Annotated in this window: 18 protein-coding genes; 8 read left to right on the top strand and 10 right to left on the bottom strand. The window is 69.9% G+C overall.

Translation table 11 applies throughout. The features are described 5' to 3' along the window. Positions 1-60: 60 nt before the first annotated feature. From ACFY36_RS02290 to ACFY36_RS02280, 3 genes are read right to left on the bottom strand one after another with little or no spacing between them, the layout of a single operon-like run. The gene (locus ACFY36_RS02290; protein ID WP_499744062.1) at positions 61-3321 is read right to left on the bottom strand and encodes a discoidin domain-containing protein; all 3261 of its coding nucleotides are present in this window, start codon (positions 3319-3321) and stop codon (positions 61-63) included. Further along, the gene (locus ACFY36_RS02285; RefSeq protein WP_499744061.1) at positions 3300-4667 is read right to left on the bottom strand and encodes a family 43 glycosylhydrolase; all 1368 of its coding nucleotides are present in this window, start codon (positions 4665-4667) and stop codon (positions 3300-3302) included. The genes ACFY36_RS02290 and ACFY36_RS02285 overlap by 22 nt, the downstream gene beginning before the upstream one ends. A 12-nt stretch (positions 4668-4679) precedes the next feature. Continuing rightward, positions 4680-5504 (bottom strand): hypothetical protein, encoded by an 825-nt coding sequence (locus tag ACFY36_RS02280; RefSeq protein ID WP_499744060.1) that lies wholly within the window; start codon positions 5502-5504, stop codon positions 4680-4682. A gap of 165 nt (positions 5505-5669) precedes the next feature. Here ACFY36_RS02280 and ACFY36_RS02275 point away from each other — a divergent pair, with 165 nt between their 5' ends. Further along, complete coding sequence (locus ACFY36_RS02275) at positions 5670-6656, top strand: LacI family DNA-binding transcriptional regulator (protein ID WP_499744059.1); 987 nt, start codon at positions 5670-5672, stop codon at positions 6654-6656. An 80-nt stretch (positions 6657-6736) separates the two neighbouring features. Further along, on the top strand, positions 6737-6928 hold the full coding sequence (locus ACFY36_RS02270; protein WP_499744058.1) for a hypothetical protein: 192 nt from the start codon (positions 6737-6739) through the stop codon (positions 6926-6928). 44 nt (positions 6929-6972) lie between these two features. Here ACFY36_RS02270 and ACFY36_RS02265 read toward each other — a convergent pair whose 3' ends face one another. Beyond that, positions 6973-7380, bottom strand: a complete 408-nt coding sequence (locus ACFY36_RS02265) for a RidA family protein (protein ID WP_499744057.1) — start codon at positions 7378-7380, stop codon at positions 6973-6975. Here ACFY36_RS02265 and ACFY36_RS02260 point away from each other — a divergent pair. Then, positions 7319-8212: a helix-turn-helix transcriptional regulator gene (locus tag ACFY36_RS02260; RefSeq protein ID WP_499744056.1), complete on the top strand. Its 894-nt coding sequence runs from the start codon at positions 7319-7321 to the stop codon at positions 8210-8212. The two genes, ACFY36_RS02265 and ACFY36_RS02260, sit on opposite strands and share 62 nt — an antisense overlap. Here ACFY36_RS02260 and ACFY36_RS02255 read toward each other — a convergent pair. Both ACFY36_RS02255 and ACFY36_RS02250 read right to left on the bottom strand, forming a co-directional pair. After that, positions 8194-9006: a class I SAM-dependent methyltransferase gene (locus tag ACFY36_RS02255; RefSeq protein ID WP_499744055.1), complete on the bottom strand. Its 813-nt coding sequence runs from the start codon at positions 9004-9006 to the stop codon at positions 8194-8196. The genes ACFY36_RS02260 and ACFY36_RS02255 overlap by 19 nt on opposite strands. 19 nt (positions 9007-9025) lie before the next feature. Next, positions 9026-9865 carry a helix-turn-helix transcriptional regulator gene (locus ACFY36_RS02250; RefSeq protein ID WP_499744054.1) on the bottom strand — a complete coding sequence of 280 codons (840 nt, stop codon included), beginning with the start codon at positions 9863-9865 and terminating at the stop codon, positions 9026-9028. A 117-nt stretch (positions 9866-9982) separates the two neighbouring features. Here ACFY36_RS02250 and ACFY36_RS02245 point away from each other — a divergent pair, with 117 nt between their 5' ends. Continuing rightward, positions 9983-10891 carry an SDR family oxidoreductase gene (locus ACFY36_RS02245; RefSeq protein WP_499744053.1) on the top strand — a complete coding sequence of 303 codons (909 nt, stop codon included), beginning with the start codon at positions 9983-9985 and terminating at the stop codon, positions 10889-10891. Here the strand turns inward: ACFY36_RS02245 and ACFY36_RS02240 are convergent. Continuing rightward, positions 10878-11876 (bottom strand): phosphatidylinositol-specific phospholipase C, encoded by a 999-nt coding sequence (locus ACFY36_RS02240; RefSeq protein WP_499744052.1) that lies wholly within the window; start codon positions 11874-11876, stop codon positions 10878-10880. The two genes, ACFY36_RS02245 and ACFY36_RS02240, sit on opposite strands and share 14 nt — an antisense overlap. A 91-nt stretch (positions 11877-11967) precedes the next feature. After that, on the bottom strand, positions 11968-13536 hold the full coding sequence (locus ACFY36_RS02235) for a hypothetical protein (protein ID WP_499744051.1): 1569 nt from the start codon (positions 13534-13536) through the stop codon (positions 11968-11970). A gap of 128 nt (positions 13537-13664) precedes the next feature. On the opposite strand from ACFY36_RS02235, the gene ACFY36_RS02230 reads away from it, so the two are divergent. Both ACFY36_RS02230 and ACFY36_RS02225 read left to right on the top strand, forming a co-directional pair. Continuing rightward, on the top strand, positions 13665-15641 hold the full coding sequence (locus ACFY36_RS02230) for an alpha-1,4-glucan--maltose-1-phosphate maltosyltransferase (RefSeq protein ID WP_499744050.1): 1977 nt from the start codon (positions 13665-13667) through the stop codon (positions 15639-15641). A 65-nt stretch (positions 15642-15706) separates the two neighbouring features. After that, positions 15707-16066 (top strand): VOC family protein, encoded by a 360-nt coding sequence (locus tag ACFY36_RS02225; RefSeq protein WP_499744049.1) that lies wholly within the window; start codon positions 15707-15709, stop codon positions 16064-16066. A 192-nt stretch (positions 16067-16258) separates the two neighbouring features. Here the strand turns inward: ACFY36_RS02225 and ACFY36_RS02220 are convergent, their stop codons facing one another. Further along, complete coding sequence (locus ACFY36_RS02220; RefSeq protein ID WP_499744048.1) at positions 16259-16612, bottom strand: cupin domain-containing protein; 354 nt, start codon at positions 16610-16612, stop codon at positions 16259-16261. Positions 16613-16664: 52 nt separating this feature from the next. Between ACFY36_RS02220 and ACFY36_RS02215 the strand changes: the two genes are divergently transcribed. Further along, on the top strand, positions 16665-17633 hold the full coding sequence (locus ACFY36_RS02215) for a GlxA family transcriptional regulator (RefSeq protein WP_499744047.1): 969 nt from the start codon (positions 16665-16667) through the stop codon (positions 17631-17633). Between the two features lie 162 nt (positions 17634-17795). Next, positions 17796-18620 (top strand): alpha/beta fold hydrolase, encoded by an 825-nt coding sequence (locus ACFY36_RS02210; RefSeq protein ID WP_499744046.1) that lies wholly within the window; start codon positions 17796-17798, stop codon positions 18618-18620. Here the strand turns inward: ACFY36_RS02210 and ACFY36_RS02205 are convergent. Beyond that, positions 18610-19338 carry a hypothetical protein gene (locus ACFY36_RS02205; RefSeq protein ID WP_499744045.1) on the bottom strand — a complete coding sequence of 243 codons (729 nt, stop codon included), beginning with the start codon at positions 19336-19338 and terminating at the stop codon, positions 18610-18612. The two genes, ACFY36_RS02210 and ACFY36_RS02205, sit on opposite strands and share 11 nt — an antisense overlap. Between the last annotated feature and the right edge of the window lie 46 nt (positions 19339-19384).

The following is a 19384-nucleotide window of genomic DNA, read 5'->3' as shown; positions in this document are numbered from 1 at the left end:
CCGAGCAGGCCGCCACGGCCCGGCTGTCCTCGCCGCCGGGCCGTGGTGGCGTGGAGGCGCTCAGCTGAAGGCCTTCACCTCCAGGAGGCCGACCGAGGCCGTGCCGCTGGTCAGGGCGACCCGCAAGCGCGTCGTGCTGACCTGGCCGAAGGTCACCTGGTTGTACTGGTTCGCCGCCACCGGATAGGCGCCGGGTGACGGGACGTCGGCGTAGGCCGAGCCGGTCCAGTACTGCAGCTTCCACGACGCGGGCAGGTCGATGCCCTGGCCGTCGTCGAAGAAGTAGACCTGGGCCGAGCGCAACGTCTGCGCCGTCGGCCAGGTCAGTTCGGCCCACTGCTCGCCCTGGTTGGGCCAGGTGCCCCAGCGCGGGTTCACCGTGTCGTTCGACGACGGTGGGTCGATGCCGTCGTTGATGGCGGCAATGCTTTCCCAGGACGAGGTGTACGAGGCGGTGGGCGTGGCCGCCGTGGCCAGGTTGCCCGATGGTGGCACCACCACGCCGCGCTGGTACAGCTTCAGCTCGGTCAGGCCCGTCTTCGCCGTGCCCGAGGGTTGGGTGAACAGGACGCGCAGACGAGACGTACTCACCGGGGTGAAGTTGACCTTGTTGTAGTTGGCCTGTGGAGTGCCGGGCGACTTCACCTGCGAGGCCGCGGCCACCCAGGCCGTGCCGTTCCAGTACTGGACCGTGTAGGACGTGGGCGGGCGGTAGCGGTTGGCGGCCCGGTCGTGGCGGAAGTAGAGCCGCGCCTCGTCGACCGTCCGCGCGGCGCCGAAGTTGACCTCGTACCAGTCGGTGGCGTTGGTGCTGCCGTAACTGCCCCAGAGCGGCGAGTTGGTCGGCAGGTCGTCGATCGCGGCCGCCGCGCTGGTGCCCGAGGTGGTGTACGAGGCCGACGCGGTCGCCCCGGCGGCCAGGTTGGCCGTGGTGGAGGTGAGGTCGACGCCGGCCTTGGCGAAGATGTCGACCACGCGGGAGCCGCTCTGCACCACGTTCTGCGGCGCCTGCAGCGACGGGAAGGCCGCGCTGTAGGCGGCCGGGACACTGACCGCGCCGGTCGCCGGGTTGTAGACGAACGGGGTGAGCTGGTTGACCGTGGCGACCCGGGTGCCGTTCAGATAGAGCGAATAGCCTTGAGGCACACCGGGATAGCGGGTGATGCCGTCGGCCGGGTCGTCCCAGACGATCGACAGGTCGGCGTTGCGGTAGCGCAGGTTGTTGACCGCGAAATGCGACCACCCGATGTTGATCGGCGAGACCTCGATCTGGGCGTCGTTGCGGGGCCGCAGGCCGGCCACGTCCTCGATGATCGTCCAGTTGCTGCTGCCGAGGATGTTGTGGTGGATCCAGGAGCGATAGGTGATGGCGCTGCCGTTCCAGTCGGCCCAGAACTCGTTGGCGTCGGGATAGGCGGTGTTGCCGCCGATGTACTGCGCCCAGGCGTTCCAGTAGAGCAGCTTCTTGTAGTCCTCGGTGGTCATCCACGAGTTCGGGTAATTGCGCAGCACCGACGAGTACAGCCGGAACTGCACGGTCGAGTTGATGGTCGAGAAGTTGTTGCTGCCGGTGGCCGAGGCCGCCTTGTCCTTCTGGTTCGCCGTGTAGAACGGGAAGACCGGATATTCGGCCGGGTCGGCGAACAGGCGCAGCGCCTCGCGGTACTGCGCGGTGTTCGGCATCAGGCCCACGGCGTACGGGTAATAGTTGTTGATTTCCTTCCAGGGCACATGGGTGTTGGTCGCGACGTGCTTGTGCTCGAGCAACTGCCGTGACGGGTTCCAGAGCGTGCTGACGACGCCGTTCTGGATGCGGTCGGCCAGGGTCTGCATCTCGGTGGCCTTCGCGGTGTTGCCGAGCAGCGAGTACGCCTGCCGGGCGGCGTTGGCCGCGGTCCACACATACGCGGTCTCGGCCCGGTCGAGGTTGCCGGCCCGCCAATGGAACGACACGGCGTCGGCGTCGTTTCCGGTCATCGCGCCCCAGTCGTACTCGATGACGCCGTTGTTGTTGGTGTCGTAGGTGGCGAGCTGGCCCTTGGCGTCGCCCTCGGCGTAGCGGGCGAAGTTGCGCAGCATGGCCGGCTGCCCGCCGTGGATCTGATAGGCGCGCCAGGCGGCCTCGGCGATGTACTGGGTGTACGAGTTCGACCAGTTCTCCGGATCGCCGGGGTTGTCGACGAAGCGGCCGTTGGCCGAGTACTGGCCGACGGCCAGGTAGGGACCGTACGAATACTCGGCGCCGCGCAGATACTTCAGGTCGTCGATGTGCATCGGCTGGGTCAGCGCGATGGCGTTGTTATATCCGGTGACGCCTTCGATCGACTGCGGGAACTGAAAGTCCTGACCGGGGATGTCGGCGTCGAGGTGGTTGAAGCGCATCAGCCACCAGCGGTAGTAGATGTTCTTCTTGATGGCGGCGTCGGGCACGTCGATGTACGGGACGTTGTCGGCCCACCATTTGTTGTACTCACGCACGTGGGTGCCGAAGGCGTCGGCCGCCGTCCGGGCCCGGTACGCGTCGTATTCCGTGCGGGACTGGGTGATCTCGTTGGCGACGAAGCCGAGTTGCACCTTCACCGTGGCCGTCTGTCCCGCGGCGACCGTGACCGACCTGGTCAGCGCACCGCCGGAGGCGGTGAAACCGTCACCCGAGAACCGCGGGTAGAGCGTGGTGAGGTTGTTCTTCACGGCCCGGGTGCCGGTCAGCTCGGCGCCGCTGACCGTGGTCGCGTAGGGCGAGGTCGCGTTCAGATTCACGGTCGCCGAGGCGGTTCCGGTGTTGACCACGGCCACGTTGGTCACCAGCACATTGTTGGCGGTGATGAATTTGGTGACGTCGAGCCGGACCGAGCCGCTGCCGGTGTGCACGCTGCGCCAATGGCTGGGCGTCTGCCGCCGCTGGGCCGGCTGCTCGGTGAAAGTGCCGGGCGAGGCCGTGATGGCGTACGCGTTCTGGCTGCTGATGTTGTCCCAGTAGGCCGCGTTGCCGCCGAAGCCGATGACCGACGGATTGTGCGTATACATGAACGCGGCACGGCCGCGGCTCATCAGCCAGGCGCCGGCCGGGTCGTTGCCGGTGCGGGCGAGCAGCCGGTCCATCCAGAAATCGGTGCCGGACGCCTCGGCGTCGTAGATGGCCCGCATGGTGTCGCCGGTCGAATAGCCCACGGGCGGGGCGGGAATCGACGCGGTTCCGCTGAAGGTGGGATAGCCGATGGTCTGTGCGGCTTGCGCCGGGGTCGCCAGACACGTCGAGACAAGTACCAGGCCCATGCTGTACGCGATGAGGCGGCGCATCATGCCGAGAACGCCTTCCACTCGAGAATGCCTGTGGAGTAACCGGTCCGGGACGTGAAGCTCAGCCGGAGCCGGGTCGTGCTGATGGTGCTGAACGCCATTTGGTTCTCGGTATTACCGGCGACGCCACACGCGCCCGGCACCGCGACGTAGGCGCTGCCGTTCCAGTACTGGAGCTGGCACGAGGCGGGCAGATCGATGCCCTGGTTGTCGTCGAACCAATAGACCGAGCTGCGGTTGATCGACTGGGCGGTCGGCCAGGTGTACTCGACCCATTGCGTGCCCTGCTGGGGCCAGTTCCCGTAGGCGAGGTTGGAGCGGTCGGCCGAATTGGCGGGAGTGCCACCGTTGTTCACCGCGCTCAAACTCTCCCAGGGTGAGACGTACGACGTGGTGACCGTCGCCGACGTGCCTCTGGTGGGAATGACCCGCTGAATGGTGCCGTCAGCGTTGAAATTGAGCTTGTCGATCGCCACCGAGCGCCGGAAATTGCCGCCGCCGGGCGCGTCGGCGGTGTGGTAGACCAGATACGACTGGCCGTTCAGCTCGGCGATGCCGGCGTGGTTGGTGGTCGAGGAGACCTGCCCGAGCACGATTCCGCGGTGTGTCCACGGTCCCATCGGGTTCGTCGCGGTCGCGTACCGCTGGCACGCGTAGTTCGAGTTCGTCACGCAGCCGTTGGTGTCGTTGGCGGCGTACATCATGTAATAAATGCCGTTGCGTTTGAACATCCACGGGGCCTCCCAGTAATTGGTGAGCCCCTGCGGGGTGACGACCGAACCGACCGTGTCGATCATGTTGGCGGCCAGCTTGACCGCGCGCGGCGCCCAATAGCCGCCCCAGTACATGTAGGCCTGGCCGTCGTCGTCCACGAAGACCGTGGGGTCGATGTTCAGCCCCGACGAGTTGGCCGTGCTGTCGCTGATCAGCGGGCCGCCCTTGGCGTCGGTGAACGGGCCGAGCGGGCTGTCGCCGACCGCGACGCCGATGTTCATCCAGCCCGCGCCGTTGCCGTTCACCGATGTGTACCAGTAGTACTTGCCGTTGCGTGGCTCGACCTCGCCGGCCCAGGCGTCGGCGCCGGCCCACGGGAACGTGCCGATGTTCGCCTTGGCGCCCTGGTCGGTGAAGTTCTGCGCGTCGGTCGAGGTGAGCACGTGCCACTCGCGCATGACGAAGTTATCGGTTCCGGCCGGCGCCTCGTCGCGACCGGCGTAGACGTACAGGGTGTTACCGACCACGAGCGGCGCCGGATCGGCGGTGTAGATGCTCGTGATGACGGGATTGGCCGCCCGCACCGGGGTGGCCACGGCGGCGACCGCCGTGATCACCCCACACAGTGCGGCGGCCCATCTTCTGGCGGACATGGGCCTCCTTTGTCAGTAGCCGTAGCGGCTCTTGAGATGCCGCCACCAGTCCCGGAACATCCAGGCGTCGAACTCGGTGATCTGAGCGGCGCTGCCGGCCTTCATGAGGAAGCCGCCGACACCGGTCGGGCTCCAGTCGTAGAAGTCGTCCAGGCCCCACGTGTGGCCGAGCTCGTGCAGCAGGATGTGGATGTTGGCCGCGTTGAGGTTGCCCATGAAGTACTCGCGGCCGATGCGCTGACCCCAGTCGCCGCCCGCGCCACCGCCGAAGCCGTCGGTCAGCCACAGCGACTGGTCGTAGTGGCGGGCGTAGCCGCCGGGGCAGTTCGGGTAGTTCCCGCTCTGGTTGAAGAAGCGGCCGCACGGCACCGAGCACTGCGGCGCGTTCTCCCGGATGTCGTTGACGTAGATGTCCACCGACGAGTCGGACCACTGCAGCTGCGAGCGGTTACGAACGGCCCAGCCGACGACCCGGACGGGCACTTCGGCGTACGGCCAGGCGTTGTGCCCGACGAGCTCGTCCATCCACTTCTTGTGCTGACGGGCGAGGGCGGCGTGGACCTGGTCGCGCTGGGCGGCGGTCACGGTGGCGGAGGAATCCCACCGTACGCAGTAGTTGATGTAGCCGCGGTTGGCCATGACCTGGTCCCAGCCGTAGTTACGGAACCCGTAGAGGTTGCCGTTGTTGTAGGTCTGCTCCTGGTGCTGCCAGACCTGGTTGAGCGGAGTGACCAGGTTGGCCGGCGGGCTCCAGGTCGCGGGGGCCGCCATCGCGGCTCCGGCGGGCACCATGACTACCGCCAGGAGGGCAGCGATCAGTGTTCGTACGAGTCTCACGGAACCTCCCATAGATCCAGGTGTGTCTATGCCGCTGTCCCACGATGAAGTGAGACTCCCCTACGAAAACGTTTTCGGCAAGATGTCCACTGTGTTACTCCAAAAGGCGCGATCCTGCTGGTAGCGTCGCCGCCACCACAGCTGACGGCGACCGAAAGGCAGCGCATGGGGCGGCGAAGATCCGAAGCGGTGACCCTGGCCGACGTGGCCCGCCGAGCCGGTTGTTCGATAGCCACCGCGTCGAAGGCGCTCAATTCCCGGGCCCAGGTCGCCGAGGCGACGAGGCAGCGGGTCCTGGCCGCGGCGGCCGAACTGTCGTTCCGTGCGCCGAACCGGACCAGGGCGATCGGGCTGCTCACCGACGAGCTGGGCGGCCGCTTCTCCATCCCGATCCTGCTCGGCGCCGAGAACGCGCTGGCCGGCGAGCGCATGTCGGTGCTGCTGTGCGACGCGCGGGGCGACGACGCCCGCCGGCGGCACTACGTGACGACGCTGCTGGCCCGCCAGGTCGACGGCCTGATCGTGGTCGGCCACGACAACGACGTGCGCCCGTCGCTGCCGCGCGACCTGCCGGTGCCGGTCGTGTACGCGTACGGCGAATCGGGTCATCCGGACGACGTCTCGGTCATCGCCGACGACGGCGGAGGGGCCAGGCTCGCGGCGGAACACCTGATCGGGTTGGGGCGGCGCCGGATAGCGCACATCACGGGGCCGCGGCACTACAGGGCGGCCCGCAAGAGGGCGGCGGGCCTGCGTGAGGTCCTGGAGGAGAACGAGTTGCCGTTGAGCGGGGACGAGCCCTTCTACGGCGAGTGGTCGCAGCGCTGGGGCCGGCGGGCCGCTCACCAGCTGCTGGCTTCACATCCGCGAACGGATGCGGTGTTCTGCGGCAACGATCAGATCGCGGCGGGGGTGGCCCAGGCTTTGAGCGAACGGGGCCGCCGGGTCCCGGACGACGTGGCGCTGGTGGGCTACGACAACTGGACGGAGTTCGCGGCCGATTGCCGGCCGCCGCTGACCACGGTGGACCTGAGGCTTCAGTCGCTGGGTGAGATGGCTGTACGGCATCTGTTCGCGGCCCTGGACGGGCGGCCGTCCCATGGTGTGGTGCGGTCGCCGTGCGGGCTGGTGGTGCGCGCCTCTACGGGGTAGTCGGGGAAGGGTTGCGGTGAACTACGGTGAGACCTGGCTGTTGATCGGCGCAGTGACACCACAGCGAGGGATGTGCCACTATGCCTGACTGGGTGCCAACGCTTGCCGGCTGGGGCTCTCTGCTGTTCGGAGGACTCGGCCTGTGGCGCGGCGTGACCCTGCTGCGTCGCGAGGGAGAGGCCCGTGATGCGACTGGCAGGCCCGCCTGGTTGGTATTGGCCGAGAGCAGCGGACTGACCGTGCTGGGCGTCGTCCTGCTGCTCAGCGGCTGAATGAATGTGATCTGGCCGGCCCGGGTGGCGGCCGGCAAAAGAACTCAGGCTGCGGCTGTGGCCTCCAGTTCGATCAGCTGGGTGGGGATGGCCAGGCGGGTCACCCCGAGCATCGTGGTGGGTGGGGTTGCTCCGGCGGCGGCGAGTCTTCGGGTGAGCACGTTGTAGTGGGAGAGCAGCTGGTCCACGTCGGTGGTGTAGACGGTCAAGCGGACCAGGTTGGCCAGAGACATGCCGGCCTTGGTCAGTACGGCTTCCAGGTTGTCCAAGGTCAAGGCCAGCTGGGCGGCCATGTCGCCCTCGTGCTGGGGCCTGCCGTCGGGGTCGGTGGCGGTCTGGCCTGAGCAGAAGAGGGTTTCGCTGGTGTTGCTGTTGCGCCGTCGCGGCCGGATGACGGCGGAGACGCTCGCCCGCGAGCTGGAAGTGTCCACCCGGACCGTGCTGCGTGACATCGAGGCGCTGTCCACGGCTGGGGTGCCGGTTTTTGCCGAGCGGGGGCGGCACGGTGGGTTCGAGCTGCTGCCGGGGTTTCGGGGGGAGCTCACCGGGCTGAACCACGACGAGGCTCTGGCGTTGCTGGCGGGCGGGCCCGCCTTCGGGCTCGGGGCGGCGCTCGCCTCGGCGATGCGCAAAGTGGCCGACGCGCTGCCGGAGGATCGCCATGTGGCCGCGCAGCGTCTGCTCGTCGAGCCGGAGACGGATCTGTTGTCGCGCCGTGTGGCCGCCGAAGAGCTGTCCGGTGCGGCGATGATTCAGGTCAGGGGCGCGGTTCTCGCCGGGCGCCGGCTGCGCCTCCACTACGCGGCCGCGGGGCAGGAACCGCGGTGGCGCACGGTCGATCCGATCGGTCTGGTGAACGTGCGCGGGCGGGGATATCTGCTCGCCGTCCGCGCGGGGGCCGACCGGACCTATCGGCTGTCGCGGGTGCTGGCGGCCGAGGAGCTTTCCGAACCGGCGCGGCGGGCGGACCGGGTGGACCTCGATCGGGTCTGGCGGGAGCGCTGCGAACAGTTTCTGTCCGGCGATCACCTCGCCGTCGCGGTCCGGGTGCGGCCGGGGCGGCGTGAGGAACTGCTCGGGGCGGCGGTGGCCGTCCGCGCCGAGGAAGCCGGGGATGACGGCTGGGCGCGGCTCGAGGTGAGCTTCCAGGATCTGCGGCACGCCGTGTGGGCGCTGTGGCAGCTCGGCCCGGACGCCGAGGCGCTCAGCCCGCCCGCCTTGCGCGCCGCGCTGCACGACCGGGCCGCCGCGATCGCGCAGCGCTATCAAGAGCATCTGGCCTGAGCGGCGACCACGACCCGTTCCCCGGCGAAGACCGGCAGGGAACGCCCGATCGGCCGCAGGAAACGCTCCTGATAGTCCTCCGCGCCCAGGTCGGCCAGGACCCGCAGACCGTGGCCGGCCAGATGGCGGACCAGCTCGTCGGGGGCGAAGGCGCTCCGCCAGCTCAGCCGCCGGGCCCAGGCGGCATGCCGCGGGTCCTCGGCGACCGACCGCGGCATGTAGGTCAGCACGAACCGGCTGCCCGGTGGCAGGCTGCCGGCGTACGAAAGGATGGTCTCGACGGCCGGCGGCGGCAGATACATGGTGACCGCCTCGCAGAGCAGCAGGGCCGGCTGTCCAGGGTCGATCTCGGCCACGCCGTCGGGGCGCTGGGTGGCCAGGTCGATCGGGGCGTACGTCACGTGGCCGGGCAGGCGGCCCATCCGGCGCCGCACCACCGACTTCTTCGCCTCCTGCACGGCCGGCAGGTCGAGCTCCCACACGCGGGGCGCGGCCATCCGGTAGGGACGCGAGTCCATGCCCGCGCCGAGGATCACCACCTGGGTGATGCCGCCCGCGAGCGCTTCGCGGTACGCCTCGTCGATGGCCCTCGTGCGGCACACGACCGCGCCGTAGAAGCCGGGGCCGAAGCGCTCCAGCAGGCGCAGGAACACGTGTCGCAGCACGCGGTGACGGACGATCACGGCCGGCCAGCCGGTCAGGAAGGGGCCGGCCCACGGGTCGTCGAACAGGGGCGGCCGGGCGTGCGCCTCCAGCGCCCGCATCATGCCGGCGCCCGACGCTGTGCGCTCCACCCTGGCTATGGGACAGACCTTAGCCGAGAGGCTGCGCGCCGATCACCGACAGAAGTTGGAGCTTCTCGTAGCTCTCGGTGCCGGGAGCGGCCGTGTAGACGAGCAGGGCGTGCGACTGGTCCGGGTCGAGCAGGGACTGGCAGGTCAGCTCCAGGTCGCCCACCTCGGGGTGCACGAAGCGCTTGGTGTGGCTGTAGCCGACGCCGATCTCGTGGTCGTTCCAGACCGCGCGGAACTCCTCACTGCTCTCCAGCAGAAGGCTTTGGAGATGGGCGGCGTACGACTGTGGGCCGCGCAGCGTGACGACCCGGCGCAGACCGGAGGCGAAGACGCGGGCGTGCAGCTCGTGGTCGTCGGGATGGTAGAGGCGGCGGAAGCCCGGATCGGTGAACCAGCGGTAGCCGATGCTGCGGGCGGGGCCCGTGTAGCGGCTGGCGTCGCCGGTCAGGGCCACGCCGAGCGGGGTCTGGCGCAGGGTCTCGCCGAGCTCGGTGACCACCTCGGCCGGGGTGTCGGTGAGGCGGTCGAGGACGCGCAGCACGCCGGGGCTGATGTGCTCGCCGGCCGTTCCCCGGGTGGGCGGGTGATGGCCGGCCAGGCGGAACAGGTGGTCGCGCTCGTCGAGGGTCAGGTGCAGGCCCTGGGCGATCGAGGCGATCATCTGCTCGGACGGGTGCGGGCCCCGCTCGCGTTCGAGGCGGCTGTAGTAGTCGGTGGAGATGTGGCACAGGACGGCCACCTCCTCGCGGCGCAGGCCGGCCGTGCGGCGGCGCCGGCCGCGGGGCAGGCCCACGTCCTGCGGCTGCAACGACTCGCGGCGGAGGCGGAGGAACTCGGCAAGCCCGGCTCGATCGATCACATGTCAGTTCTACCGCCGCCGGGCGGCCGCAGCCTGGGATCGTCAGGCCGTGGATAAGCGCGTGGGGTCCCGGCAACCTCGACATCACCACGACGTCGAGTGACAGGGAGTCACACCATGGCCGTACCCGACCTGACCGGAAAACTCGCCCTGGTGACCGGCGCGAGCGACGGTATCGGCCTGAGCCTGGCGGCGCGCCTCGCGGCGGCCGGGGCCGAGGTCGTCCTGCCGGTGCGGAACCCGGGCAAGGGTGAGGCGGCGATCGCGAGCATCAGGCAGCAGCACCCGACGGCCGTGCTGTCCCTGCGGGAGCTCGACCTGTCGTCGCTGAAATCGGTGGCGGCGCTGGGCGCCGAGCTGAACGGAGAGGGCCGCCCGATCCACCTGCTGATCACCAACGCCGGGGTGATGACGCCGCCCGAACGGCAGGTCACGGCCGACGGGTTCGAGCTCCAGTTCGGCACCAACCATCTCGGGCACTTCGCCCTGGTCACCCATCTGCTGCCGCTGCTGCGGGCCGGACACGCCCGGGTCACCTCGCAGATCAGCGTGGCCGCCGCGTCGGGCGCCCTCAACTGGGACGACCTGAACTGGGAGAACTCGTACAACGGCATGCGGGCGTACCGTCAATCGAAGATCGCCTTCGGCCTTTTCGCCATGGAACTGGATCGCCGGAGCCGGGCCGGCGACTGGGGCGTCACCAGCAACCTCGCGCATCCGGGCGTCGCCGCCACCAGCCTGCTCCAGGCGCGGCCCGAGGTCGGACGGCCGCGACCGACCCTGGGCGGGCGGCTGATCCGGACGCTGGGCCGCCGCGGCATCCTGTTCGGCACGCCCGAAAGCGCCGCCCTTCCCGCCTTCTACGCGGCCACTTCACCAAAGGCCAAAGGCGGTTTGATGTACGGCCCCAGCGGCTTCCAGCATTTGTCGGGACCGCCCGCCGAGCAGGCCCTCTACGCGCCGCTGCGGAGCGAGGACGAGGCCCGGCGGGTCTGGGAGGTGTCCGAGAGGTTCACCCGCGGTTGAGCGCGACCACCTTGTCGATCAGGCCGCTGCCGGGGAAATCGAGCATCAGCATGCCCGTACGCGCCGCCGGGGTCTGGTTGAGATAGCCCAGCAGGAACGGGTTCACGCCCTGCACGCCGAACGCTCCCCCGGCCACCTGCTGCGGCTGCGCGAAGATGCTGGACCCGCTGCCGAAGTTGACGTACATGAGCGCCGGATCGGCGGCGCGGGTGGCGTCGAGGAAGCGGCGCACCTGGTCGCGTTTGGTGGCGATGGCGCCGACGTTGGGCACGGTGTACTCGTCCTGCACGTAGGTGGAGGAGCCGTCGTCCCAGCCGGCGAACTGGGCCAGCCCGTAGCGCTCGACCGGCCCGCCGCGGGGCCCGTTCACGACCGCCAGCACGACCCGGCCGCGAATCTCGCCGAGGGTGGGGGTGGCCGCTCCGGCCGACCGGCTCACCGAGGGCGCCCAGAACAAATTCTGATTGCGGGAGACGTACGAGTCGAAGATGTCGGCGAAGCCGCGCTGCCCGGCCACATCAGTGCAGGAGCCGAGCTCGCCGGTGCACTCCTGCTTGAGCCGCAGGACCACGGACTCGCGCGGGTGGGCGGCGAGGAAGGCGGCCAGCGCCGTCAGGACGTCGTCGAAGTTGGCGTTCTGGTAGACCGCGCCGTGGTGGATGGTGAAGGTGTTGCCGGTGTTGACCCGGGCCCGGATGTCGATCATCCGGATGCCGGCGGTCAACTGCCGGGCCAGCGTGCCGCCGCTGTCGCCGTAGTTCTCCTGGGTCTGGGTCAGGATGCCGCCGTGGATCGACATGGTCTCGTGCGTGCCGGGCAGGGAGAGCGCGGCCAGGCTGGTGGCGTCGGCCAGCGGCGCCATCCAGTCGGGATTGCTGGCCGCGCCGAGCGTGCGGTACGACGCGTCGGCCGCGAACGCCGGTGCGGGCGCGGCGAGGAGGGCGAGGACGAGGACGAGGAGGCCGGCGGCCGCGATACGTCTCATGCAGTGAAAGATATCGATGCCAGATGGACGTGCGGCGACCGACCGGCATCGAGTGGGGGCCGCCGTGTGCGAGCGGCCCCCACTCGGGCTGTCAAAGGATGTAGCCGTAAATGTTGGTGTTGAAACCGGACTGGGCGACGTCGTCGCCGGAGGTGCGGGCCGACCCGTACATGAAGTTGGGATCGCCGCCGAGACACTCGTAGATCGTGCCCGCGGTGTCGCCCTGGGTGGCGCCGCGCTCCCCCGGCGCCGAGACGACGGCGTCCAGACCCTCGCCGCCGTCGAGGTTCAGCACCCGCAGGTCGTGACCGAAGCGGTCACCCGCCTGCGAGACGCCGTCGACGTACTCGTAGCCCTGCGAGATGTCGGCGCCGCGCGAGACCAGGCCGGACGCCGAACCGCGGAACGGACTGACCACGCCCGCGTCGCGGACCGTGCCGGGCGGGGCCGCCGGAGCGTCGACCACGTCCTGACCGGGCACGCCGACCAGCAGGTCGCCGAAGCCGTCGCCGGTGATGTCGCCGGCCGCCACCGCCGACCCGAAGGCGTCGCCCGCCACCGGGTCGCCCGGCACGCCCGCCGAGGCGCGGGTCAGCACCGACGACGCGGTGACGAAGAAGCCGTCGTTGTTGCCCTGGAAGACCGCGACCATGCCGGCTCCGGCCTTCCCGCCGACCGCCGCGTCGGGCGTGCCGGCGAACAACTCGTCCGCACCGTCACCGTCGGCGTCGGCGAACGCCAGCCCGCCGAAGCCGAGCCGCACCGGCTGCACGCTCGGGGCCACCTTGGTGAAGTCGCCGCCGCCGACCGCGAAGACGCCGATCACGTTGAGCCCGGTGGGGACGCCGAGGATGAGGTTGACCATGCCGAGGCTGGCGCCGGTGCCGCCCGCCCTCTCGCCGGGGCTGCCGATGGCCAGGTCCCCGTACCCGTCGTGGTTGTAGTGGCCGATGGCCAGCACGCCGCCGAACCGGTCGAACGCGTTCGGGGCGCCCGGCATGTACGGGTCGGACTGGTCGAGCCAGCGCGCGCCGGTCGTGCTGACGCCGTTGGCGTCGCTCAGGAACATGATGAGGCCGCCGGCGTCGGTGGCCGTGCCGACGGTTTCGCCGGGCAATCCGACGGCCAGGTCGGCCCGGCCGTCACCGTTGATGTCGCCGGCCGCCAGGGCGCCCGCGAACTCGTCGCCGGCCTCGGCCGTCTCGGGCACGCCGGGGCTGCTCTGGTTGAGGTGGCGGATGCCGGCCACGCTCAAGCCGCCGGCCGAGCCGGGAAGGATCCAGAGCCCACCGGCCGCCGTACGGTTCGTGCCGTCGGCCTCGGTGGGAACGCCGACGACGAGGTCGTCGTAGCCGTCGTTGTTGAAATCGCCGCTCGTGAGGGCGGCCGCTTTGGTGCCCAGGTAGTCGCGGTAGGCGCCGGACGAGTAGCGCACCACCACGCCGCCGCGGGCGGTGGCGGCGATGTCGTCGAGGCCGTCGCCGTCGAAGTCGGAGGTGGTCGGCCCGGTGCCGGACCGCGGCGTCGCGGGGGCCGCTACGCGCTGGAAGGTGATCGAGGCGCCGTCCTTGGTCACGGTCGTGGGCGCGGCGTGCGCCACTCCAGGGACCAGGACGGCGAGGGCTGTGGTGGACAGGACGGCCGTGGCCGCGTACCTCATAATCAAGATCTTCCCCGTTCGGTTGAGGTTGATCCACAGTTGCCAATGGGCTCCGGGGCAAACATGAACGATCGACAACGTGGCACGAACCCGGCAGAAGACCGCCGCTTCCGTTAGCGTCGATCGGTATGACGAGCTCAATCGGGCGCATCCCGGTGGTCGGTGCCGGGCCGGTCGTCGAACACGGCACGCGGCCGGCCAAATCGGTGACCGGCGAGGAGTTCGAGGTCACGGCCACTGTGTTCCGTGAAGGGCACGACGCGGTCAACGCCACCGTCGTGCTCACCGACCCTCAAGGGCAGGAACACTCCGTGCCGATGGCGCGGGTCAACGCGGGACTGGACGCGTGGTCGGCCACCGTCAGCGCCGACCGGGCCGGGCGGTGGGCTTTCCGGGTCGAGGGCTGGTCCGATCCGTACGGCACGTGGCACCACGACGCCGTGATCAAGGTCGAGGCGGGAGTCGACGTCGAGCTGATGCTCGAGGAGGGCGCCCGGGTCCTCGAGCGGGCCATCGCCGAGGTGCCCCGGGCCAAGGAGCAGTGCACGCCGCTGGCCGAGGCCGTCGCCGCCCTGCGCGACACCGCGCGCTCGCCGGCCGGGCGGTTGAGCGCCGGCGTGTCCGAGGCCGTACGGAACGAGTTGCAGGCCCGGCCTCTGCGCGACTTCGTCACCCCGTCGGCCGATCTGCCCTGGCTGGTCGAGCGGGACCGGGCCCTCTACGGCGCCTGGTACGAGCTGTTCCCCCGCTCCGAGGGCGCCCACTTCGACGAGGAGACCGGCCGCTGGGTCAGCGGCACCTTCGCCACCGCCGCCCGGCGCCTCGACGCCGTGGCCGACATGGGCTTCGACGTGGTCTACCTGACCCCGGTCCACCCGATCGGCCGGGTCAACCGCAAGGGGCGCAACAACTCGCTGCACGCCGAGCCTTCGGATCCCGGTTCGCCGTACGCCATCGGCAGCTCCGAGGGTGGGCATGACGCCGTACACCCGGACCTCGGGTCTTTTGATGATTTTGATGCTTTTGTGGCCCGGGCCCGCGAGCTCGGCCTCGAGGTCGCCCTCGATCTGGCCCTGAACTGCGCGCCCGACCACCCGTGGGTCGCCGAGCATCCCGAATGGTTCACCACGCGGGCCGACGGCTCCATCGCGTACGCCGAGAACCCGCCGAAGAAATATCAGGACATCTATCCGCTGAACTTCGACAACGACCCCGAGGGCCTGTACGAGGAGATCCTGCGGGTGGTCCGGGTCTGGCTCGACCACGGCGTCACGATCTTCCGGGTCGACAACCCGCACACCAAGCCGCTGTGGCTGTGGGAGCGGCTGATCGCCGACACCGACCCGGACGTCATCTGGCTGGCCGAGGCGTTCACCCGGCCGCCGATGATGCACACCCTGGCCAAGGTCGGCTTCCAGCAGTCGTACACGTACTACGCCTGGCGGCACACCAAGCCGGAGATCGAGGAGTACTGCACCGAGCTGGCCGGGCCGGCCGCCGCCTACATGCGGCCCAACTTCTGGCCGACCACGCACGACATCCTCACGCCGTTCATGCAGCGCGGCGGGCCCGAGACGTGGATGATGCGGGCGGCGCTGGCGGCGACGCTCTCCCCCTCGTACGGCATCTACGCCGGCTACGAACTCATGGAACGCGTCCCGCGTCCCGGGGCCGAGGAGCAGATCGACAACGAGAAGTACGAGTACAAGAACCGCGACTGGGCCGCCCCCAACGGCGCCCCGTACCTGAAGCTGATAAACGAGATCCGCCGCGCCCACCCGGCCCTGCACCGCCTGCGCAACCTGCGCTGGCACGACGCCGACGACGACCACGTGCTGGTTTTCTCGAAGTCCCGCCGGGTCTACGACCGCGACGACGTGATCGTCGTGGTGGCCAACCTGGAACCGGACGTCACCCGCGACACGTGGATCCACCTGCGCATGCCCGAACTGGGCCTGAACTGGACCGACGCGTTCGTCGCCCACGACCTGATCACCGGCGAGCACTGGAACTGGTCGGAACACAACTTCGTCCGCCTGGGCCCGGACACCGAGCCGATACACATCATCCACGTCCGCCCGGAGGGCATCACCGGACCGCGCTGACCTCCTGGGGCAGTCGCACTTCCAGGCGGCCGATGAGTTCCGGGAGGCCGCGCGGTCTACCGCACATGACTTCGATCCAGCCCATCGCGAGCACCCCCGACCTGCCCCGGCTGCGCGCCTTCTACGAGAAGGTGCTCGGCGCGAAGCAGACCCTCCGCGTCCCCGAGGAGGGCCCGGAGTTCTACGTGGAGCTGCGGATCGGCGAGTCCACGCTGGGCCTGGTCCAGGAGCCCAACACCACGATCGGCGCCCCGGTGCGCATCATCCTGAGCGCCGACGTCACGGATGTGGACGCCCTGCTCCCCACGGTCGAGTCGGCCGGCGGCACAGTCCCCGGCCAGCCCAACGACATGCCATGGGGCCAGCGGGTGGCCCACGTCCTGGACCCCGACGGCAACATGCTCAACCTGACGAGGTGGCTCTGACGACGGGCGGTCAGAGTGTGGCCGGCTGAGTCTGGGCGGACCGGTCCCGCCTCTTCGCGCTCATGCCGACGATGGCCATGACTATGCCGTAGGAGAGCTGCTTTGCGTTTGCCATCAGCCGACGGTAGAAAGTCGCGTCACACGTCGATGGACACCTTGTGCGACGTTGCCGGACAGCTGAGCCAGGCTCCGCTAGGAGCCCCCGCTCCAGGCCGGTTTGCCGCCGGCCGGGGTGGACGTCACGTCGGGGCCGATCAACAGGAAGTGGGCCTCGTCGCTGTCGACCCGGGGGCAATGGTCGATGCCGCGCGGGATGACCAGCAGGTCGCCGGGGAGCAGGGGCACGTCGCCGTCGCGCAGTTGGATTGTCATCTCGCCGGTGAGCAGCAGGAAGGTCTCGTCCTGGTCGTCGTGGGCGTGCCAGGTCGTCGAGCGCGTTCCCTTCGCCACCTTCAGCAGGTTGCCGTTGGCCGTGGCCAGCACCTTCTGGGACCAGAACTCGGTCAGGGCCGCCGCCTCGCCGGCCACCGCGTGTTTCGTGAGCATGGCCCCGATCATCCGGTCCGGCGCCGCCTCCGGGCAGTGGTAGGAATGACCAATGCCGCAAGGATCCTCACACCGGGTCGTCCTCGTCGTCGACGAGCAGTCCAACCCCTTCGAGGTCGGCTGTGCGTGTGAGATCTTCGGCGGTCCGCTGCGGCCTGAGATCGGTTTCCCGCTGTACGAGCTACGGGTGGCCGCCCCTCGGAAGGCGACGCCCATGCGGGACGCTCTGTTCAGCATCGGCGCGGTCGGGCGGCTCGACGAGATCGAGCGGGCCGACACTGTCATCGTGCCGAACCGGCCGTACGTCGAGACGCCGTCCCGGCCGGCGCTGCTCGCCGCCCTGCGCCGGGCCCACGAGCGGGGCGCCCGCCTCGTCGGCCTGTGCACCGGCGCCTTCACCCTGGCCGAGGCCGGTCTTCTCGATGGGCGCCGGGCAACGGTCCACTGGACCTTGGCTGAGGAGTTCCGGGTGCGGTTCCCCGGCGTACAGCTGGAACCCGATGTCCTTTTTGTCGACGACGGTGACCTGCTCACCTCGGCCGGCAGCGCCGCCGCGCTCGATCTCGGGCTGCACATCGTCCGGCGCGACCACGGGGCGGAGATCGCCAACCATGTCAGCCGGCGGCTCGTCTTCGCCGCCTACCGCGACGGCGGGCAGCGCCAGTTCGTCGAGCGGCCGATGCCGGCGGCCACCGATCAGTCCCTCGCGCCGATCATGGCCTGGGCCCAGCAGCGCCTCGACGAGCCGATCACCGTCACCGAGCTCGCCCGGCGGGGCGGGATGAGCGCCGGCGGGCTGCACCGCCGGTTCCGCGCCGAGCTCGGCACCACGCCGCTGGCCTGGCTCACCGCCGAACGCGTCGCCCTGGCCTGCCGCCTGATCGAACAGGGCGCCCACGGCCTCGAGGCGGTGGCCCGGCGTTCGGGGCTGGGCAGCGGGGCCAACATGCGGGCCCTGTTCAAGCGGCACGTCGGCGTGAGCCCGGCCGACTACCGGCGTCGCTTCAGCGGCGGCGGGTAGGGCTGTCCCCCATCGCCACTGGGGGACAGCCCTACCGTTGAGCAGGCAAAACGTCTTTCGCGGGAAGTGTGAGCAGCGGTAAGAACCGGTTCCGGCCGATGCTTCGGCGGGCAACCACATCGCATCCGCAGCACATCGCTACTCGAGAAGGAAGCCCCCGCGATGCCGTTCATCACCACCCCCGACGGAGTCGAGATCTACTACACCGAGCAGGGCACCGGGCAGCCCATCGTGCTCAGCCACGGCTGGCCGCTGAGCTCGGACGCCTGGCAGGTCGAGCTGAAGCGGTTCGCCGACGCCGGATATCGGACCATCGCGCACGACCGGCGCGGGCACGGCCGGTCGGAGAAGACCTACACGGGCAACGACATGGACACGTACGCCCGTGATCTGGCCGCCGTGATCGAAGCCCTCGATCTGCGCGACGTGATCCTGGTCGGGCACTCGACCGGTGGCGGCGAGGTCGTCCGCTACGCCGCGCAGTACGGCCAGGACCAGGGCCGGGTGGCCAAGGTGATCACCGCGGGGGCCGTGCCGCCGCTCATGGTGCGGACCGAGGCCAACCCGGACGGTCTGCCGATCGACGTGTTCGACGGCATCCGGGCCGGTGTCCTCAAGGACCGGTCGCAGTTCTGGAAGGACCTGTCGGAGAGCTTCTTCGGCGCCAACCACGGCCGGGCCGTCTCGCAGGGCGACAAGGACGACTTCTGGCGCCAGGGCATGCTGGTCAACCTCGCCGCGGCGTACGACTGCGTGAAGGCCTTCTCGGAGACCGACTTCACCGAGGACCTGAAGGCGCTGACCGTGCCGATCCTCATCGCGCAGGGCGACGACGACCAGATCGTGCCGATCGGCGACGCCGCCCTGAAGTCGATCAAGCTGGTGAAGGACGGCACGCTCAAGGTGTACGAGGGCGCGCCGCACGGCATCCAGGGTGACTACCAGGACAAGCTCGACGCCGACATCCTCGAGTGGATCAAGCAGTAGTCACGTAGTCGCCGGGCGGGCCCGACTGCTCCCAGACGACGCCGACGACAGTGCCTCTCCCCGGGACCCGTGCCCCCGGGGCGAGGCCGCCGTACGGCTCGACCAGGAGCGCGTCGAGGGTCTGCCCGGCGCCGTCGAGCGAGCCGCGCAGGCTGGTGGAGCGGAGCTCTCGTCCGAGCGTGATCGCCGCGTCGCGTAAACGCCGATCCGAATGGGTCTCGAAAGCGCTCAGCGCGGCCTCGATCCGGACCCAGAGCCGCCACCGGTCGCCGTCGAGCAGGAGCCGGGCCGCCCGGTCCATCGCCGCGCAGGCGATGTCCACACCGGCGTCCTCGCCGAGCCCGGCCGCCCAGTCCAGCTCGTCCTTCGGCGGCCGCAGATCCGGCGACTCGTGCTCGACCACCGCGTACAGCATGGCGATGGCCGTCTCCCGGCCCTCGCCGCTGTACAGCGGGCCGATCCCGCCGGTGGCGCGCAGCGTCGGGAACCGCGTGACCAGATGCGCGGCCCGGCCCAGCGGAAGCTCGGCGGCCTGCCGGGCGTCGCGGACCCTCGCCGTAAAGGTGCGGCGTTCGCGAGCAGCGAACATCAGGGCCCGATGCTCGTCCGTCACCCGCGCTGCCACGGAATACGCCACGCCGAGCTCGGCCGCCAGCGCCCGGATCGCACGCTTGCGGGCTCGGTCGGGCACGGATCGCCGGCTCCGGGTTTGACTCATGGTGTTCCTCCCGTTGTAGCGTTGGGAACGCACCGCGCAGGCACGA

The organism is Actinoplanes sp. NPDC000266, from assembly GCF_042899005.1.
Lineage (GTDB): Bacteria > Actinomycetota > Actinomycetes > Mycobacteriales > Micromonosporaceae > Actinoplanes.
Note: the sequence above shows the minus strand (reverse complement) of the source record. Positions and strands in the feature narration are given on the sequence as shown.

Bases quoted from the DNA above. Each gene is read 5' to 3' on its own strand.
- ACFY36_RS02210 (WP_499744046.1), top strand. From the start codon at position 17,796: ATGCCGTTCATCACCACCCCCGACGGAGTCGAGATCTACTACACCGAG.
- ACFY36_RS02265 (WP_499744057.1), bottom strand. From the start codon at position 7,380: ATGTCACGCAGCACGGTCCGGGTGGACACTTCCAGCTCGCGGGCGAGC.
- ACFY36_RS02285 (WP_499744061.1), bottom strand. From the start codon at position 4,667: ATGTCCGCCAGAAGATGGGCCGCCGCACTGTGTGGGGTGATCACGGCG.
- ACFY36_RS02260 (WP_499744056.1), top strand. From the start codon at position 7,319: ATGACGGCGGAGACGCTCGCCCGCGAGCTGGAAGTGTCCACCCGGACC.
- ACFY36_RS02270 (WP_499744058.1), top strand. From the start codon at position 6,737: ATGCCTGACTGGGTGCCAACGCTTGCCGGCTGGGGCTCTCTGCTGTTC.
- ACFY36_RS02235 (WP_499744051.1), bottom strand. From the start codon at position 13,536: ATGAGGTACGCGGCCACGGCCGTCCTGTCCACCACAGCCCTCGCCGTC.
- ACFY36_RS02225 (WP_499744049.1), top strand. From the start codon at position 15,707: ATGACTTCGATCCAGCCCATCGCGAGCACCCCCGACCTGCCCCGGCTG.
- ACFY36_RS02215 (WP_499744047.1), top strand. From the start codon at position 16,665: ATGCCGCAAGGATCCTCACACCGGGTCGTCCTCGTCGTCGACGAGCAG.
- ACFY36_RS02245 (WP_499744053.1), top strand. From the start codon at position 9,983: ATGGCCGTACCCGACCTGACCGGAAAACTCGCCCTGGTGACCGGCGCG.
- ACFY36_RS02220 (WP_499744048.1), bottom strand. From the start codon at position 16,612: ATGCTCACGAAACACGCGGTGGCCGGCGAGGCGGCGGCCCTGACCGAG.
- ACFY36_RS02240 (WP_499744052.1), bottom strand. From the start codon at position 11,876: ATGAGACGTATCGCGGCCGCCGGCCTCCTCGTCCTCGTCCTCGCCCTC.
- ACFY36_RS02230 (WP_499744050.1), top strand. From the start codon at position 13,665: ATGACGAGCTCAATCGGGCGCATCCCGGTGGTCGGTGCCGGGCCGGTC.
- ACFY36_RS02275 (WP_499744059.1), top strand. From the start codon at position 5,670: ATGGGGCGGCGAAGATCCGAAGCGGTGACCCTGGCCGACGTGGCCCGC.
- ACFY36_RS02205 (WP_499744045.1), bottom strand. From the start codon at position 19,338: ATGAGTCAAACCCGGAGCCGGCGATCCGTGCCCGACCGAGCCCGCAAG.